The sequence below is a fragment of the Pseudomonas sp. 9.3L genome, assembly GCF_058536285.1.
In genome coordinates, this window is record NZ_JBZUBK010000001.1 from 624887 (window position 1) to 640969 (window position 16083).

A 16083-nucleotide genomic window follows, 5' to 3' on the forward strand; every position below is an offset into this window, starting at 1 on the left:
CCAGCTTAACAGCACGTAATAGGTATCGCGATATTTGCCCAAAACTTGAGCGGCGTCTCACTTTTGCGCAAATTTTGGCCTACCAGCGGCTGTGCTAAGCTGCCCGCCTTTTAACGGAGGTCAATGATGAAGGCGCGTATTCAGTGGGCCGGCGGGGTCATGTTCATTGGTGAGTCCGGCAGCGGCCATGCCGTGGTAATGGACGGCGCACCCGAAAGCGGCGGGCGCAATCTAGGGGTGCGGCCCATGGAGATGGTGCTGATGGGCCTTGGCGGTTGCAGCAGCTTCGACGTGGTTACCATTCTTAAAAAGGCCCGACAGCCTGTGGAAAGCTGTGAAGCCTTCCTGGAAGCAGAGCGCCCGGACACCGACCCCAAGGTATTCACGGCCATTCACCTGCGCTTCGTAGTTAAGGGGCGTGGCTTGAAGGAGGCTCAGGTCAAGCGGGCCGTAGAGTTGTCTGCTGAAAAATACTGCTCGGCCTCTATCATGCTGGGCAAGGGTGGCGTGGCGATCACCCATTCCTATGAAATCGTAGAGTTGGGCGACACCGACATCCAGGCATCATAAAAGCCCTGCATACTCTGGCATACCGTGGCGCGGGTCTGCATAATGCGCCACTTTTTCAAGGCCACCCTTGAAGCCGGGCTACTCCCGGACAGACAACCAAAATCGCCAACGCGAAGAGGTGTAAATCGTCCTACGCAAGCGCCACCCGGCGCCTGACGGGCATGCTTGATCACGCGGCCAGGCCGCATATAAAGAGAGTTTTAAAACGGTGAAAAGCAAACTCAAGCTCCACGGGTTCAATAACCTGACCAAGACCTTGAGCTTCAATATCTACGACATCTGCTATGCGCAGACGCCGCAAGATCAGCAGGCCTATGTGGAGTACATCAACCAAGAGTACGACGCCGCACGCCTGACGCAGATCCTGACGGATGTAGTGGATATTATTGGGGCCAATATCCTGAACATCGCCCGTCAGGACTACGAGCCACAGGGCGCAAGCGTGACCATCCTTATTTCCGAGCAGCCGGTCACGCCTACCGACAGCCAGATCGAGGAGTCGCCGGGCCCATTGCCCGACACGATCCTGGCCCACCTGGACAAAAGCCATATCACGGTGCACACCTACCCGGAGATTCACCCGGACAATGGTATTGCTACCTTCCGCGTGGACATCGATGTGTCAACGTGTGGGGTCATTTCACCGCTCAAGGCGTTGAATTACCTGATTCACCAGTTCGATTCGGACATCGTGACCGTCGATTATCGAGTGCGCGGCTTTACTCGTGATATCGAAGGGCGCAAGCATTTCATCGATCACGAAATCAACTCCATCCAGAATTACCTCTCCGAAGACACACGTGATGCCTACCAGATGGTGGACGTGAACGTGTACCAGGAGAACCTCTTCCACACCAAGATGCTGCTCAAGCAGTTCGAGTTGGATAATTACCTGTTCGGCGATGCCACCAGTAACTTCTCTACTGAGCAGCGGGCTCAGGTAACCGAGCGGGTTAAGCACGAAATGCTGGAAATCTTCTACGGTCGCAACGTAGGGTGAACGGGTGGGCCCGCAACGGCCTTGCGCCTGTTGCGGGCACTGTCGCGTTACACGCGGTAGGTGCTCTTCGTCATTACCTTGGCCATCAGGCTCATTCCCAGCTTGATGGGCACGGGGAAGCGCAGCCCTCCGGCGTCTAGCGCTGCGTCGGCGTGGTGCGCCTCGTCCTCGCGCATCTGTTCAAGGATGGCACGTGACTTCTGGTCCTGCGCCGGCAGCTTTTGAAGGTGCTCATCCAGATGTTTGCACACCTGCTGTTCGGTAGCGGCCACAAACCCAAGGCTGACTTTGTCGCTGATAAGGCCTGCCACCGCGCCCATTCCAAAGCTCATGCCGTAAAACATAGGGTTAAGCAGGCTGGGGCGGCTGCCCAATTGACGAATTCGCTGCTCGCACCAGGCCAGGTGGTCGACCTCCTCATCTGCCGAGTGCTCCATGGCTTCACGGATTTGTGGCATTTTCGCGGTCAGGGCCTGACCTTGGTACAGCGCCTGCGCGCACACCTCGCCGGTATGGTTGATGCGCATCAAGCCAGCCACATGCTTGGCTTCGCTTTCACTCAAGGCCGTATCCGGCTTGAGCAGGGCTGGGGAGGGCCGGGCCGGCTGGCCGCTGAAGGGCAATAGCGTGCGAGCGATGTTGTCCGCCTGCAGGAGCAACTTGTCGACTGCTGAATAGTGACGATCGTTGGCCACATAAACCTCCTGAGTAGTGGAAAGACGTAAAGCCAGGGTGTATCAGCCTGGCGGCCATTGCATCTGACGCTGGCCGAGCACGTGCAGGTGAATGTGGTAGACCGTCTGGCCCCCTTGCTCATTGCAGTTCATGACCACGCGAAACCCCTTTTCGCAGCCCAGCTCCTTGGCCAGGCGCTGGGCCGTGAACAGGATACGCCCTGCCAGCGGCACGTCCTCTTCGGCAAGGTCGGTCAAGGTCTTGATCGGCTTTTTCGGCACGACCAGAAAATGCACGGGTGCCTGAGGGGCAATGTCATGAAAGGCGATGACCTGGTCGTCTTCGTAAATGATTTTCGCGGGTATTTCTTTTCGGATGATCTTGTCGAAAAGGGTATCCACAGCGTTCTCCCTGTTGTACGTACTTTGAAACAGTGTACTCAACCTCGCGCCGGGGCGCCGGTTGAAATTCAAGGGCGTGTATAGGCTCGGTTGACCGCCGCCAGGGTTTTTCGTGCCAGCCACCTGGGCGCCAGCCGGCCGACCCTGGATAACCAGCGCGTTCGCCAGCCCGCAATGATCAGCCCTTGGTTTCGCTCCAGACCAAGTACGGCATGGCGGGCGACTTCCTCGGGCCGAAGCGCCAAACGACCGTTGGATAATGCGCGAGGTAGCGGGGTAGGGGTGCGCAGCGGCCCTGGGCACAGAACGGACACCCGCACCCCGCTTTGCCGGAGCTCTTCACGTAAACCCTCTGACAGGTGAAGCACATAAGCGCTGCTGGCCGCGTAGCTGCTCATCCAGGGAACAGGCTGGAAGGCCGCAAGGGAGGCGACATTGAGTATCTGCCCACCTCCTTGTACCGCCATCATGTTGCCGACCGCGTGGCATAGGCGCGCCAGCGCCAGCACGTTCAGCTCGATGAGGTCTTGCTCTCCAAGCCAGTCTTGGGCCAGAAAATGCCCATGGCTGTGAAGCGCGGCGCAGTTGACCAGCAAATCGATACGCTGCTGGCTGTCTTCCAGCTCCAGCAAAAATCCGGTCAGTCGCAGGGGTTCGCTGAGGTCGCAGCCACGGAACAGCACCTCCACGCCAAATCGCTGGGTGAACTCTATGGCAATGGGCTCCAAGTCATCCCGGTAGCGGGCCACTAGCAGCAAGTTGCGGCCCCGGCGTGCCAGCGCTTCGGCCAAGGCCAGGCCCAAGCCGCTGGACGCGCCCGTTACCAGTGCATAGGCAGGCATAAACGTGCATTCAAACCTTGAGCGGATAGGCCGCACAGTTTAGCGTCCTGCCGAGTGGGATCACAGCATTCTAAGGAAGTATGGGGCCGCCGGGCTAGTGAAGAAGCTGTAAGCCATGACACCAACCAACGGTACGCACAGTACTGCTCCCCATATTTCGTAACTGGCAAGGGGCCTGGGCATTGGGCCATTTCTGTTAACGCCCTTGGTGCCCGGCGCGGCCATTAAAACAAGACTCAGGAAGCCGCCTATCAGAGGAAGCATGAAAGCGGCGTAGCTCCACCACGGCCAACCGATGTCCATTGTTCGCCGAATGCCGAACATACTGCCCAGAGCGGCCCCAGGCATCATCAGAAGAATCGCGGCATCTGTGCTTATGCCAGCGTAAAACATCTGCATCAGTAGCAGGTAGAGAGCGGCCAAGACACCGCTGTACAGCAGGTAGCGAACTCGGCCGATGCGGCCAGTAAAGCTAAATACGCCTTGAGGGGCATAAATAAGAGGTGCGGGCGTTGGGAGTGAAATGTCTGAGGTCATGGAAGGATTTCTTAGCTCTTCTTGAAATGGCCGCGCACTATAGTCAGTTGCCGCGGCCACCGCTTAGACGTTGTTTTACGGCATTTTTCAGAAGGGTTTCACGACAACCAGTGCAACGATTACCAGCAGCAGCACTACGGGCACTTCATTGAACCAGCGATAAAACGTATGGCTGTGCCGGCCTTCGTTACGCTCGAAGCGCTTGCGGTGTGCCCCGCACACGTGATGGTAGGCGATCAGCAGCACGACCAGGGCCAACTTGGCATGAAGCCAGCCCATGCTCATCCAGCTGGGGTTGAGGTAAATCAGCCAAGCGCCGAAGACTAAGGTAAGCACCATGGAGGGCGTCATGATGCCCCGGTAGAGCTTGCGTTCCATGACCACGAACCGGTCCCGGCCCGGCTGGTCCTCAGTCATGGCATGATAAACAAACAAGCGTGGAAGGTAGAACAGCGCTGCGAACCAGCACACCAGGCTGACGATATGCAACGCTTTGATCCAGAGATAGAGCATTAGAGGCTTCCCACGGTTAAGGACAGGGCGATAGTAGAGCGCAGCTGACGCCGAGTCATCCCGCAGTTGTGGCCGCGAGCCTGGGCCCCTATGATCGGGAGCTTCCAGTTTCACGCAAGGGTGGGCATACAGATGGTCAAGGTGGGTATCGTTGGGGGCACGGGGTATACAGGTGTCGAGCTACTACGCTTGTTGGCACAGCACCCGCAAGCTGAGGTAGCGATCATCACGTCCCGTTCCGAAACCGGTGTTTCGGTGGCTGATATGTACCCTAACTTGCGAGGCCACTACGACAACCTCAGGTTCAACGCGCCGGATACCACTGCCCTGGGTGCTTGCGACGTGGTGTTTTTCGCTACTCCCCATGGGGTAGCACACAGCCTGGCGGGCGAGTTGCTGGCGGCAGGTACGCGCGTCATCGACCTGTCGGCAGACTTTCGTTTGCAGGATGCCGAAGAGTGGTCACGCTGGTACGGGCAGCCCCATGGCGCGCCTGAGTTGCTAGGCGAGGCGGTGTACGGCCTGCCGGAAGTCAATCGCGAGCGGATCCGTGGCGCACGTTTGATCGCCGTGCCGGGGTGTTATCCCACTGCCGCGCAGTTGGGGTTTCTCCCTCTGCTGGAATCAGGCCTTGCCGACACGTCTCGTTTGATCGCTGACTGCAAGTCTGGCGTGAGCGGCGCTGGCCGTGGCGCGAGTGTAGGTTCGTTGTTCTGCGAGGCCGGCGAAAGCATGAGGGCCTATGCAGTCAAAGGGCATAGGCACCTTCCTGAGATCAGCCAAGGCTTGCGCCATGCAGCGGGCGGTGACGTTGGCCTGACCTTCGTGCCGCACCTCACGCCGATGATCCGGGGTATTCACGCCACCCTCTACGCCAACGTGGCAGACCGCTCGGTCGACCTGCAAGCGGTGTTCGAACGTCGCTATGCCGATGAGCCGTTCGTGGATGTCATGCCTACAGGCAGCCACCCTGAAACCCGCTCCGTGCGCGGCGCAAATGTGTGCCGTATCGCCGTACATCGCCCGCAAGGCGGCGACTTAGTCGTGGTGTTGTCGGTGATCGATAACCTGGTCAAGGGTGCGTCTGGCCAAGCGGTGCAGAACCTGAACATTCTCTTCGGCCTGGACGAGCGGCTTGGCTTGTCCCATGCCGGGCTCATGCCATAGGCCAACCCTTAGCCGCGACGCTGAGCAATTGTTGACCGTTTTGCTCGGATAAGCGGATAATGGCCGCATTTAGCATTAGCGTTCGGCTTGCGCCGGGAGAGTCAAATGAGTGTTGAAACCTTCACCCCCACGGTTTTGCAATTCACTCAGGGTGCCGCCCACAAGGTGAAGACCCTGGTTGATGAAGAGGGCAATGATCGCTTGAAGCTTCGCGTATTCGTTACAGGCGGCGGGTGTTCAGGCTTCCAGTACGGCTTCACGTTCGATGAAGAAATCGCCGACGATGACACGATCGTCGAGCGAGAGGGCGTAAGCCTGGTGGTCGATCCGATGAGCTTCCAGTACCTTGCCGGTGCCGAAGTGGATTACCAGGAAGGGCTTGAAGGCTCGCGCTTCGTTATCAATAACCCCAACGCCAGCACTACGTGCGGTTGCGGCCAATCGTTTTCGATCTAAACCCTATAGCAAGCTCGATCAACGCCGCGCATTGTCGCGGCGTTTTCGTTCATGCCGGGTAGATCGCGCCCAGTACCCTCAAGCCCTTGGCGCCGGTTACCTCGGGGCGATTCGAGGGTATCTTCGCTAGGCAGCAGTGTGCCAGCCACGCGAAGGCCATCGCCTCCATCCAGTCCGGCGAGACGTCCAGCGCTGCGGTACTGCGAACTGGGGCAGCGCTTACCAAGGCCTGCAAGCGGTTCATGAGCGTCTGATTATGAGCCCCGCCGCCGCATACGAATACCCCACTGGGCTCGGGCATTTCCCTGTGAAGGGCGTCAACGACCGTGCGTGCCGTCAACTCAACCAGCGTGGCTTGAACGTCCTCGGCGGCAACCCCTGGGTGTACGGCCAGATGCCCTCGTAGCCACGGGAGGTTGAACACTTCCCGCCCCGTACTTTTAGGGCCGGTGGTGGTAAAGAATGCGTCGCTGAGCAGGCTATGCAGTAAAGGCGCATGGGCAGTACCCGTGGCGGCCCAGGCGCCCTCCTTGTCATACGCCTGGCCGCGGCACGCGTTGATCCAGGCGTCTAGTAGGACGTTGCCAGGGCCGCAATCGAACCCCGTCACGGGCTGGCCTGGGCGAAGCAGGCTCAGGTTCGAAAAGCCACCCAGGTTCAGAACGGCAATAGCCTGGCCCTGGCTGGCAAACAGCGCGTCATGAAAGGCCGGTACCAGGGGAGCGCCCTGGCCGCCGGCGGCGACGTCGCGGCGACGGAAATCCGCAACCACGGTAATGCCACATAGCTCAGCCAGCAATGCAGGGTTGCCGATTTGTACGGTAAAGCCCCGAGCGGGTTCGTGCCGAATGGTCTGGCCGTGGCTGCCGATGGCCTGCACGGCATCTTTAGGCACGCCAGCATCACTCAATAACTGAGTGATCCCTTGTGCCGCCAGGGTGGCCCAGGCGTTTTCCGCCAACGCAACCCGAGCGACTTCATCCAGCCCCGGGGAACACAGCGCTAATAGATCTGCCCGAAGCGACTCCGGCAGTGGAACGTAATGGGACGCCACCAGCCGCGTGGAGGCGTCTTGAGACACCAATGCGATATCGAGCCCGTCCAGGCTGGTGCCCGACATTACACCGATATACAGCCCCATCAACGCTTGCTCGCAACCAGCGTGGCGCGCTCCTGGTCCATACGCGCCATCAACGGTTGTGACACCTGAACGAAGCGCTGGCGCTCGTTACGTGCGATGGGGTCGGCCATGGGGAGCTTTTGCCCCAGGGGGTCTACATGCACGCCGTTGACCTGGAACTCGTAATGTACGTGCGGGCCCGTGGACAGCCCCGTGGTGCCGATATAGCCAATAACCTGGCCTTGCTTCACTGAGCTACCGTCGCGAATGCCTTTGGCGAACCCTTGCATATGGCCGTACAGGGTGCGGTAAGTGTTGCCGTGCTGAATAACGACAGTGTTGCCGTAGCCACCTTTGCGGCCGGCGAGAATGACTTTGCCATCACCGGTGGCCTTGATTGGCGTACCCCGCGCTGCGGCATAGTCCACGCCTTGGTGAGCCCGGATCTTGTTCAGGATGGGGTGTTGACGGCTGCCAGAGAAGCGAGAGCTGATGCGCGCAAAGTCCACAGGGGAGCGAATGAAGGCTTTGCGCATGCTGTTGCCGTCGGCGGTGTAGTAGTTGGTGGTGCCTTGTTTGCTGGTGTAGCGCACGGCCGTATAGGTTTTGCCCCGATTGATGAAGCGCGCAGACAGGATATTGCCGGTGCCTACCACTTTGCCATCGAGGACTTTCTGCTCGTACACCACATCGAATTGATCACCAGGGTGAATGTCCTGTGCGAAGTCCACGTCGTATCCAAAGATGTTGGCCAGGTCCATGACCTGACCATGGGACAGCCCGGCGCGCTGAGCAGACGCTGACAGCGAACTGCTGATGGTGCCATGCACGTAAGCCGTGCGGACCACTGGGGTTTTACTGGCGCGCTGGAAGACAAAGCTGCCGTTGCCGTCGCGATCCAGGCGGATGGACTCCAGGCGGGACAGCTTAGTGTGCAGGGTTTGCAGGTTGCCGTCGGGCGTGAGTTCGAACTCGAGCACCTGACCTTTGCGAAGGTGAGCAAACTGCTTGGCTTGCTTGTCGCTGTCCAGGGCTGCTTGCACTTCGGCAGCGGACAACCCTACTTTCTCGAACAGAGACGACAAGGTATCGCCGCGACCTACCACGACCTGCCGGTGTACTTGTGCTACGACGGCGCGCTCGGGTACTGCCGGGTCGGGAGTTTGCGCTGTTTCGGTAGTAGCGGTATCGGTGTCGATCTGGGCGAACGGTGTTTCAGCAGGCGTGGTTGATGTTTCAGACACTGCCTGGGCCTGTTCCTGAAGTGTCTGGGTAGGTGGCTCGAGGTCCAATGCCAAGGATGTTTTCTTGGCTTCTACGTCACTGGTAGGGAACACCAGCAGAGCCAAGCTAAGCAGGGCGGCGATTCCGCTCGCGGCCAGAAGGTGGGTTTTGGGGTAAAAGGGCGGCGCTTTAGGTGAGGCGTCGGTCATAGATTTTGGCTTTTATAAGAGGAATGAAAATGAATTGGAAAAGATGAATGACATGATGAATATGAAATAACTGCCTAAAATATAACCAATTCATTCCCAAGGCAAGCTTTCCCAGACGCTTTAGGGCAGTGTCTGAGTCACATCACTGCGCTGCTTGGGTTTGGGGCGGCGATCTTGTATGTTGGGGACTTTTGAATCTCAGCTTTAATAGGTCTTATATGCACTCTGTTGACGAGCAGCTGGCGCTGATAAAGCGTGGGGCGGAAGAGGTATTGGTTGAAGCGGAGCTGATCGAGAAGCTCAAGCGCGGCCAGCCCTTGCGCATCAAGGCAGGTTTCGATCCCACCGCCCCAGACCTGCACCTGGGTCATACCGTGCTGATCAACAAGCTGCGTCAGTTTCAAGAGCTTGGGCATCAGGTTATCTTCCTTATAGGTGACTTCACCGGGATGATCGGCGACCCGAGCGGCAAAAGCGCCACCCGCCCTCCGCTTACGCGGGAGCAGGTACTGGAGAATGCCGAGACCTACAAGACGCAGGTATTCAAAATCCTCGATCCGGCCCGTACCGAGGTTGCGTTCAATTCCACCTGGATGGACCAGATGGGGCCAGCGGACTTCATTCGCCTTACCTCGCAATACACTGTTGCCCGGATGCTTGAGCGCGATGACTTCCAAAAGCGCTACAGCAGCAGCCAGCCTATCGCTATCCATGAGTTCCTGTACCCTTTGGTTCAAGGGTATGACTCCGTCGCGCTCAAGGCAGACGTAGAGCTGGGCGGAACCGACCAGAAGTTCAACTTGCTGATGGGGCGTGAGCTGCAGCGCAGCTATGGCCAGGAGCCTCAAAACATCGTCACCATGCCGCTGCTCGAAGGTTTGGATGGCGTGAAAAAGATGTCCAAGTCCTTGGGCAACTATATAGGCATCCAGGAAGCGCCTGGCGTGATGTACAGCAAGCTGCTGTCAATCCCCGATCCGCTGATGTGGCGTTACTTCGAATTGCTGAGCTTCCGTTCAATGGACGAGATCGATGCGTTCAAGGCCGAGGTGGCCGCCGGTGCCAACCCGCGTGATATCAAGATAAAGCTCGCTGAGGAAATCATCGCGCGCTTCCATGGCGAAGAAGCGGCTGCAAACGCGCACCGTGGTGCAGGCAACCGAATGAAAGAAGGGGAGCTGCCTGAAGACCTGCCTGAAATCACCTTGGTAGCCAGTGAAGCCATGCCTATTGCCGCTGTGCTGAACCAGGCAGGTCTGGTCAAGAACTCGGCAGCGGCACGGGACTTGTTGGGCGCCGGCAGCGTACGTATAGATGGTGACGTAGCTGATCGGGCCTTTATGTTCGAAGTGGGCGCTACCCATGTGTGCCAGGCCGGCAAGAAGTCATTTGCCCGCATTACGCTCGCAGCGGAATAAGTTTGTGATTAGCTATTGACGCCCTTCCTAAACCCCTTATAATGCGCCCCACTTCCAGCGACAACGGAACGGCAAACTTCTTGGATATCAATGAGTTAGCGGTTTGGTAAGGCGGGAAGTGGCTTCGGTCTCCGGATCGAACGCGGTGAAAAAGGTGGTTGACAGCAGGTTGTAGTGCTGTAGAATTCGCCTCCCGCTTCGAGAGGTCCTGAAGCGGTCAAGTGGTTGAAGTTGAACGAGAAATTCTGAAACTTCAGAAATAAACGCTTGACAGGATGCAAGGTTAGCGTAGAATGCGCGCCTCGGTTGAAGCGAACAGCTCAACCACCGCTCTTTAACAAATGAATCAAGCAATTCGTGTGGGTGCTTGTGAGTTGGACTGATTGTCACAATGATTATCAGCATCACAAGTACTCAGACGAAGAAATTCGAATGAGTGGCTTCCTTCGGGAAGTCTTGCGATTGCTGAGCCAAGTTTAGGGTTTTCTCAAAACCCATGCAGTATTGAACTGAAGAGTTTGATCATGGCTCAGATTGAACGCTGGCGGCAGGCCTAACACATGCAAGTCGAGCGGCAGCACGGGAGCTTGCTCCTGGTGGCGAGCGGCGGACGGGTGAGTAATGCCTAGGAATCTGCCTGATAGTGGGGGATAACAACCGGAAACGGTTGCTAATACCGCATACGTCCTACGGGAGAAAGTGGGGGATCTTCGGACCTCACGCTATCAGATGAGCCTAGGTCGGATTAGCTAGTTGGTGGGGTAAAGGCCCACCAAGGCGACGATCCGTAACTGGTCTGAGAGGATGATCAGTCACACTGGAACTGAGACACGGTCCAGACTCCTACGGGAGGCAGCAGTGGGGAATATTGGACAATGGGCGAAAGCCTGATCCAGCCATGCCGCGTGTGTGAAGAAGGTCTTCGGATTGTAAAGCACTTTAAGTTGGGAGGAAGGGTCGTTACCTAATACGTAACGGTTTTGACGTTACCGACAGAATAAGCACCGGCTAACTCTGTGCCAGCAGCCGCGGTAATACAGAGGGTGCAAGCGTTAATCGGAATTACTGGGCGTAAAGCGCGCGTAGGTGGTTTGTCAAGTTGAATGTGAAATCCCCGGGCTCAACCTGGGAACTGCATCCAAAACTGGCAAGCTAGAGTATGGTAGAGGGTGGTGGAATTTCCTGTGTAGCGGTGAAATGCGTAGATATAGGAAGGAACATCAGTGGCGAAGGCGACCACCTGGACTGATACTGACACTGAGGTGCGAAAGCGTGGGGAGCAAACAGGATTAGATACCCTGGTAGTCCACGCCGTAAACGATGTCAACTAGCCGTTGGGCGCCTTGAGCGCTTAGTGGCGCAGCTAACGCATTAAGTTGACCGCCTGGGGAGTACGGCCGCAAGGTTAAAACTCAAATGAATTGACGGGGGCCCGCACAAGCGGTGGAGCATGTGGTTTAATTCGAAGCAACGCGAAGAACCTTACCAGGCCTTGACATCCAATGAACGCTTCAGAGATGAGGTGGTGCCTTCGGGAACATTGAGACAGGTGCTGCATGGCTGTCGTCAGCTCGTGTCGTGAGATGTTGGGTTAAGTCCCGTAACGAGCGCAACCCTTGTCCTTAGTTACCAGCACGTTAAGGTGGGCACTCTAAGGAGACTGCCGGTGACAAACCGGAGGAAGGTGGGGATGACGTCAAGTCATCATGGCCCTTACGGCCTGGGCTACACACGTGCTACAATGGTCGGTACAGAGGGTCGCCAAGTCGCGAGACGGAGCTAATCTCACAAAACCGATCGTAGTCCGGATCGCAGTCTGCAACTCGACTGCGTGAAGTCGGAATCGCTAGTAATCGCGAATCAGAACGTCGCGGTGAATACGTTCCCGGGCCTTGTACACACCGCCCGTCACACCATGGGAGTGGGTTGCACCAGAAGTAGCTAGTCTAACCCTCGGGAGGACGGTTACCACGGTGTGATTCATGACTGGGGTGAAGTCGTAACAAGGTAGCCGTAGGGGAACCTGCGGCTGGATCACCTCCTTAATCGACGACACAGCCGCCCATAAGCACCCACACGAATTGCTTGATTCACTGTAAAGACGATTAGGTGACATGCCTCACGTTGGCCTGTAGCTCAGTTGGTTGGAGCGCACCCCACGCTTTTGGATAAAGAGCAGGGGGAGGTCGGCATGCGGCAACCCAGTATCTGGGTCTGTAGCTCAGTTGGTTAGAGCGCACCCCTGATAAGGGTGAGGTCGGCAGTTCGAATCTGCCCAGACCCACCAGTTTTGGCTGGTCAGATGCAGAGCGCGCCCCATGCTCCTGGATAAAGAGCGGTGAGGTGGCTTTTCTGCAGTTCGAATCTGCCCAGACCCACCAGTTTTTTTGGTTGGCATTATTGCGGGGCCATAGCTCAGCTGGGAGAGCGCCTGCCTTGCACGCAGGAGGTCAGCGGTTCGATCCCGCTTGGCTCCACCACCTTCACTGTTTGAAAGCTTAGAAATGAGCATTCCCCCACGCACCTCAGGTGCCGGGGCCTGAATGTTGATTTCTGGTCTTTTCCAGAATCGTTCTTTAAAAATTTGGGTATGTGATAGAAAGATAGACTGTTCAGACCAGTTTCACTGCTGGTGTGATCAGGCTAAGGTAAAGCGAATGTTGTTCTTCACACCTGTACTCCCCAGATTGCTTGGGGTTATATGGTCAAGTGAATAAGCGCATACGGTGGATGCCTTGGCAGTCAGAGGCGATGAAAGACGTGGTAGCCTGCGATAAGCTTCGGGGAGTCGGCAAACAGACTTTGATCCGGAGATCTCTGAATGGGGGAACCCACCCAGCACAAGCTGGGTATCTTGTACTCAATACATAGGTGCAAGAGGCGAACCAGGGGAACTGAAACATCTAAGTACCCTGAGGAAAAGAAATCAACCGAGATTCCCTTAGTAGTGGCGAGCGAACGGGGACCAGCCCTTAAGTTGATTTGAGATTAGCGGAACGCTCTGGAAAGTGCGGCCATAGTGGGTGATAGCCCTGTACGCGAAAATCTCTTGTCAATGAAATCGAGTAGGACGGAGCACGAGAAACTTTGTCTGAATATGGGGGGACCATCCTCCAAGGCTAAATACTACTGACTGACCGATAGTGAACCAGTACCGTGAGGGAAAGGCGAAAAGAACCCCGGAGAGGGGAGTGAAATAGAACCTGAAACCGTATGCGTACAAGCAGTGGGAGCAGACTTGTTCTGTGACTGCGTACCTTTTGTATAATGGGTCAGCGACTTATTTTCAGTGGCAAGCTTAACCGAATAGGGGAGGCGTAGCGAAAGCGAGTCTTAATAGGGCGTCTAGTCGCTGGGAATAGACCCGAAACCGGGCGATCTATCCATGGGCAGGTTGAAGGTTGGGTAACACTAACTGGAGGACCGAACCGACTACCGTTGAAAAGTTAGCGGATGACCTGTGGATCGGAGTGAAAGGCTAATCAAGCTCGGAGATAGCTGGTTCTCCTCGAAAGCTATTTAGGTAGCGCCTCATGTATCACTGTAGGGGGTAGAGCACTGTTTCGGCTAGGGGGTCATCCCGACTTACCAAACCGATGCAAACTCCGAATACCTACAAGTGCCGAGCATGGGAGACACACGGCGGGTGCTAACGTCCGTCGTGAAAAGGGAAACAACCCAGACCGTCAGCTAAGGTCCCAAAATCCTGGTTAAGTGGGAAACGATGTGGGAAGGCTTAGACAGCTAGGAGGTTGGCTTAGAAGCAGCCACCCTTTAAAGAAAGCGTAATAGCTCACTAGTCGAGTCGGCCTGCGCGGAAGATGTAACGGGGCTCAAACCAGGTACCGAAGCTACGGGTGTCACGCAAGTGACGCGGTAGAGGAGCGTTCTGTAAGCCTGTGAAGGTCAGTTGAGAAGCTGGCTGGAGGTATCAGAAGTGCGAATGCTGACATGAGTAACGACAATGCGAGTGAAAAACTCGCACGCCGAAAAACCAAGGTTTCCTGCGCAACGTTAATCGACGCAGGGTTAGTCGGTCCCTAAGGCGAGGCTGAAAAGCGTAGTCGATGGAAAACAGGTTAATATTCCTGTACTTCTGGTTATTGCGATGGAGGGACGGAGAAGGCTAGGCCAGCTTGGCGTTGGTTGTCCAAGTTTAAGGTGGTAGGCTGAGATCTTAGGTAAATCCGGGATCTTAAGGCCGAGAGCTGATGACGAGTGTCTCAGGACACGAAGTGGTCGATGCCATGCTTCCAGGAAAAGCTTCTAAGCTTCAGGTAACCAGGAACCGTACCCCAAACCGACACAGGTGGTTGGGTAGAGAATACCAAGGCGCTTGAGAGAACTCGGGTGAAGGAACTAGGCAAAATGGCACCGTAACTTCGGGAGAAGGTGCGCCGGCGAAGGTGAAGGGTTTACCCCGTAAGCCTATGCCGGTCGAAGATACCAGGCCGCTGCGACTGTTTATTAAAAACACAGCACTCTGCAAACACGAAAGTGGACGTATAGGGTGTGACGCCTGCCCGGTGCCGGAAGGTTAATTGATGGGGTTAGCGCAAGCGAAGCTCTTGATCGAAGCCCCGGTAAACGGCGGCCGTAACTATAACGGTCCTAAGGTAGCGAAATTCCTTGTCGGGTAAGTTCCGACCTGCACGAATGGCGTAACGATGGCGGCGCTGTCTCCACCCGAGACTCAGTGAAATTGAAATCGCTGTGAAGATGCAGTGTATCCGCGGCTAGACGGAAAGACCCCGTGAACCTTTACTATAGCTTTGCACTGGACTTTGAGCTTGCTTGTGTAGGATAGGTGGGAGGCTTTGAAGCGTGGACGCCAGTCTGCGTGGAGCCAACCTTGAAATACCACCCTGGCAACCTTGAGGTTCTAACTCAGGTCCGTTATCCGGATCGAGGACAGTGTATGGTGGGTAGTTTGACTGGGGCGGTCTCCTCCCAAAGAGTAACGGAGGAGTACGAAGGTGCGCTCAGACCGGTCGGAAATCGGTCGTAGAGTATAAAGGCAAAAGCGCGCTTGACTGCGAGACAGACACGTCGAGCAGGTACGAAAGTAGGTCTTAGTGATCCGGTGGTTCTGTATGGAAGGGCCATCGCTCAACGGATAAAAGGTACTCCGGGGATAACAGGCTGATACCGCCCAAGAGTTCATATCGACGGCGGTGTTTGGCACCTCGATGTCGGCTCATCACATCCTGGGGCTGAAGCCGGTCCCAAGGGTATGGCTGTTCGCCATTTAAAGTGGTACGCGAGCTGGGTTTAGAACGTCGTGAGACAGTTCGGTCCCTATCTGCCGTGGACGTTTGAGATTTGAGAGGGGCTGCTCCTAGTACGAGAGGACCGGAGTGGACGAACCTCTGGTGTTCCGGTTGTCACGCCAGTGGCATTGCCGGGTAGCTATGTTCGGAAGAGATAACCGCTGAAAGCATCTAAGCGGGAAACTTGCCTCAAGATGAGATCTCACTGGAGCCTTGAGCTCCCTGAAGGGCCGTCGAAGACTACGACGTTGATAGGTGGGGTGTGTAAGCGCTGTGAGGCGTTGAGCTAACCCATACTAATTGCCCGTGAGGCTTGACCATATAACACCCAAGCAATCTGCCAATGGCAGCGCGCAGGGGTGAAGACGCACCAGACGCTTGCACACTTACATACCCAGATTCGCCACGACGTGTACGCGCCGCGGCTACCGAATTTCTTGACGACCATAGAGCATTGGAACCACCTGATCCCTTCCCGAACTCAGCAGTGAAACGATGCATCGCCGATGGTAGTGTGGGGTTTCCCCATGTGAGAGTAGGTCATCGTCAAGATTCACACCCAAAACCCCTGATCGCATTGCGGTCAGGGGTTTTGTCTGTCTGGGCTAAAAAGCCTAGCCCCTTCCCGAGACTTTACCTCTGCGCCACATGGATCGGCCAGGCTGGTAGAGTGAGCGCTTA

Annotated in this window: 12 protein-coding genes, 2 tRNA genes and 3 rRNA genes; 10 read left to right on the forward strand and 7 right to left on the reverse strand. The window is 56.4% G+C overall.

Going from position 1 to position 16083, the window contains the following annotated elements:
* Nucleotides 1-126: 126 nt before the first annotated feature.
* Together AC4LE2_RS02715 and speD are read left to right on the forward strand one after the other, a co-directional pair.
* Nucleotides 127-570 (forward strand): OsmC family protein, encoded by a 444-nt coding sequence (locus tag AC4LE2_RS02715; protein ID WP_491828030.1) that lies wholly within the window; start codon nucleotides 127-129, stop codon nucleotides 568-570.
* Nucleotides 571-778: 208 nt separating this feature from the next.
* The gene (gene speD, locus AC4LE2_RS02720) at nucleotides 779-1570 is read left to right on the forward strand and encodes an adenosylmethionine decarboxylase (protein ID WP_491823985.1); all 792 of its coding nucleotides are present in this window, start codon (nucleotides 779-781) and stop codon (nucleotides 1568-1570) included.
* A 47-nt stretch (nucleotides 1571-1617) separates the two neighbouring features.
* Here the strand turns inward: speD and coq7 are convergent, their stop codons facing one another.
* The 5 genes from coq7 to hemJ all read right to left on the reverse strand — a co-directional run bounded on the left by coq7 (nucleotide 1618) and on the right by hemJ (nucleotide 4538).
* On the reverse strand, nucleotides 1618-2265 hold the full coding sequence (gene coq7 / locus AC4LE2_RS02725; protein WP_491823986.1) for a 2-polyprenyl-3-methyl-6-methoxy-1,4-benzoquinone monooxygenase: 648 nt from the start codon (nucleotides 2263-2265) through the stop codon (nucleotides 1618-1620).
* A gap of 42 nt (nucleotides 2266-2307) precedes the next feature.
* On the reverse strand, nucleotides 2308-2646 hold the full coding sequence (locus tag AC4LE2_RS02730) for a histidine triad nucleotide-binding protein (RefSeq protein WP_491823987.1): 339 nt from the start codon (nucleotides 2644-2646) through the stop codon (nucleotides 2308-2310).
* Nucleotides 2647-2714: 68 nt separating this feature from the next.
* Complete coding sequence (locus AC4LE2_RS02735; protein WP_491823988.1) at nucleotides 2715-3488, reverse strand: SDR family NAD(P)-dependent oxidoreductase; 774 nt, start codon at nucleotides 3486-3488, stop codon at nucleotides 2715-2717.
* 60 nt (nucleotides 3489-3548) lie between these two features.
* Nucleotides 3549-4025, reverse strand: coding sequence for a DUF805 domain-containing protein (locus AC4LE2_RS02740; RefSeq protein ID WP_491823989.1), 477 nt, complete (start codon nucleotides 4023-4025; stop codon nucleotides 3549-3551).
* A gap of 87 nt (nucleotides 4026-4112) precedes the next feature.
* Nucleotides 4113-4538, reverse strand: a complete 426-nt coding sequence (gene hemJ / locus AC4LE2_RS02745) for a protoporphyrinogen oxidase HemJ (RefSeq protein ID WP_491823990.1) — start codon at nucleotides 4536-4538, stop codon at nucleotides 4113-4115.
* A gap of 132 nt (nucleotides 4539-4670) precedes the next feature.
* Here hemJ and argC point away from each other — a divergent pair, with 132 nt between their 5' ends.
* Nucleotides 4671-5705, forward strand: coding sequence for an N-acetyl-gamma-glutamyl-phosphate reductase (gene argC / locus AC4LE2_RS02750; protein ID WP_491828031.1), 1035 nt, complete (start codon nucleotides 4671-4673; stop codon nucleotides 5703-5705).
* A 105-nt stretch (nucleotides 5706-5810) separates the two neighbouring features.
* Complete coding sequence (gene erpA / locus AC4LE2_RS02755; RefSeq protein ID WP_491823991.1) at nucleotides 5811-6161, forward strand: iron-sulfur cluster insertion protein ErpA; 351 nt, start codon at nucleotides 5811-5813, stop codon at nucleotides 6159-6161.
* 49 nt (nucleotides 6162-6210) lie between these two features.
* Here the strand turns inward: erpA and AC4LE2_RS02760 are convergent, their stop codons facing one another.
* On the reverse strand, nucleotides 6211-7302 hold the full coding sequence (locus tag AC4LE2_RS02760; RefSeq protein ID WP_491823992.1) for an anhydro-N-acetylmuramic acid kinase: 1092 nt from the start codon (nucleotides 7300-7302) through the stop codon (nucleotides 6211-6213).
* Nucleotides 7302-8714 (reverse strand): peptidoglycan DD-metalloendopeptidase family protein, encoded by a 1413-nt coding sequence (locus AC4LE2_RS02765; RefSeq protein ID WP_491823993.1) that lies wholly within the window; start codon nucleotides 8712-8714, stop codon nucleotides 7302-7304. Before AC4LE2_RS02765 ends, AC4LE2_RS02760 begins: the two co-directional genes overlap by 1 nt.
* Nucleotides 8715-8932: 218 nt before the next feature.
* Between AC4LE2_RS02765 and tyrS the strand changes: the two genes are divergently transcribed.
* From tyrS to rrf, 6 genes are all read left to right on the forward strand, one after another.
* A complete protein-coding gene (gene tyrS / locus AC4LE2_RS02770) occupies nucleotides 8933-10132 on the forward strand; it encodes a tyrosine--tRNA ligase (protein ID WP_491823994.1) in 1200 nt (399 codons plus the stop codon).
* 506 nt (nucleotides 10133-10638) lie between these two features.
* Nucleotides 10639-12177, forward strand: a 16S ribosomal RNA gene (locus tag AC4LE2_RS02775).
* A gap of 165 nt (nucleotides 12178-12342) precedes the next feature.
* Nucleotides 12343-12419 (forward strand) — tRNA-Ile (locus AC4LE2_RS02780).
* A 117-nt stretch (nucleotides 12420-12536) separates the two neighbouring features.
* Nucleotides 12537-12612, forward strand: a tRNA-Ala gene (locus tag AC4LE2_RS02785).
* A 223-nt stretch (nucleotides 12613-12835) separates the two neighbouring features.
* Nucleotides 12836-15723, forward strand: a 23S ribosomal RNA gene (locus AC4LE2_RS02790).
* Between the two features lie 115 nt (nucleotides 15724-15838).
* Nucleotides 15839-15954: ribosomal RNA gene (gene rrf, locus AC4LE2_RS02795) — 5S ribosomal RNA — on the forward strand.
* Together the 16S, 23S and 5S rRNA genes with 2 tRNA genes alongside form the textbook arrangement of a ribosomal RNA operon.
* Nucleotides 15955-16083 lie beyond the last annotated feature (129 nt).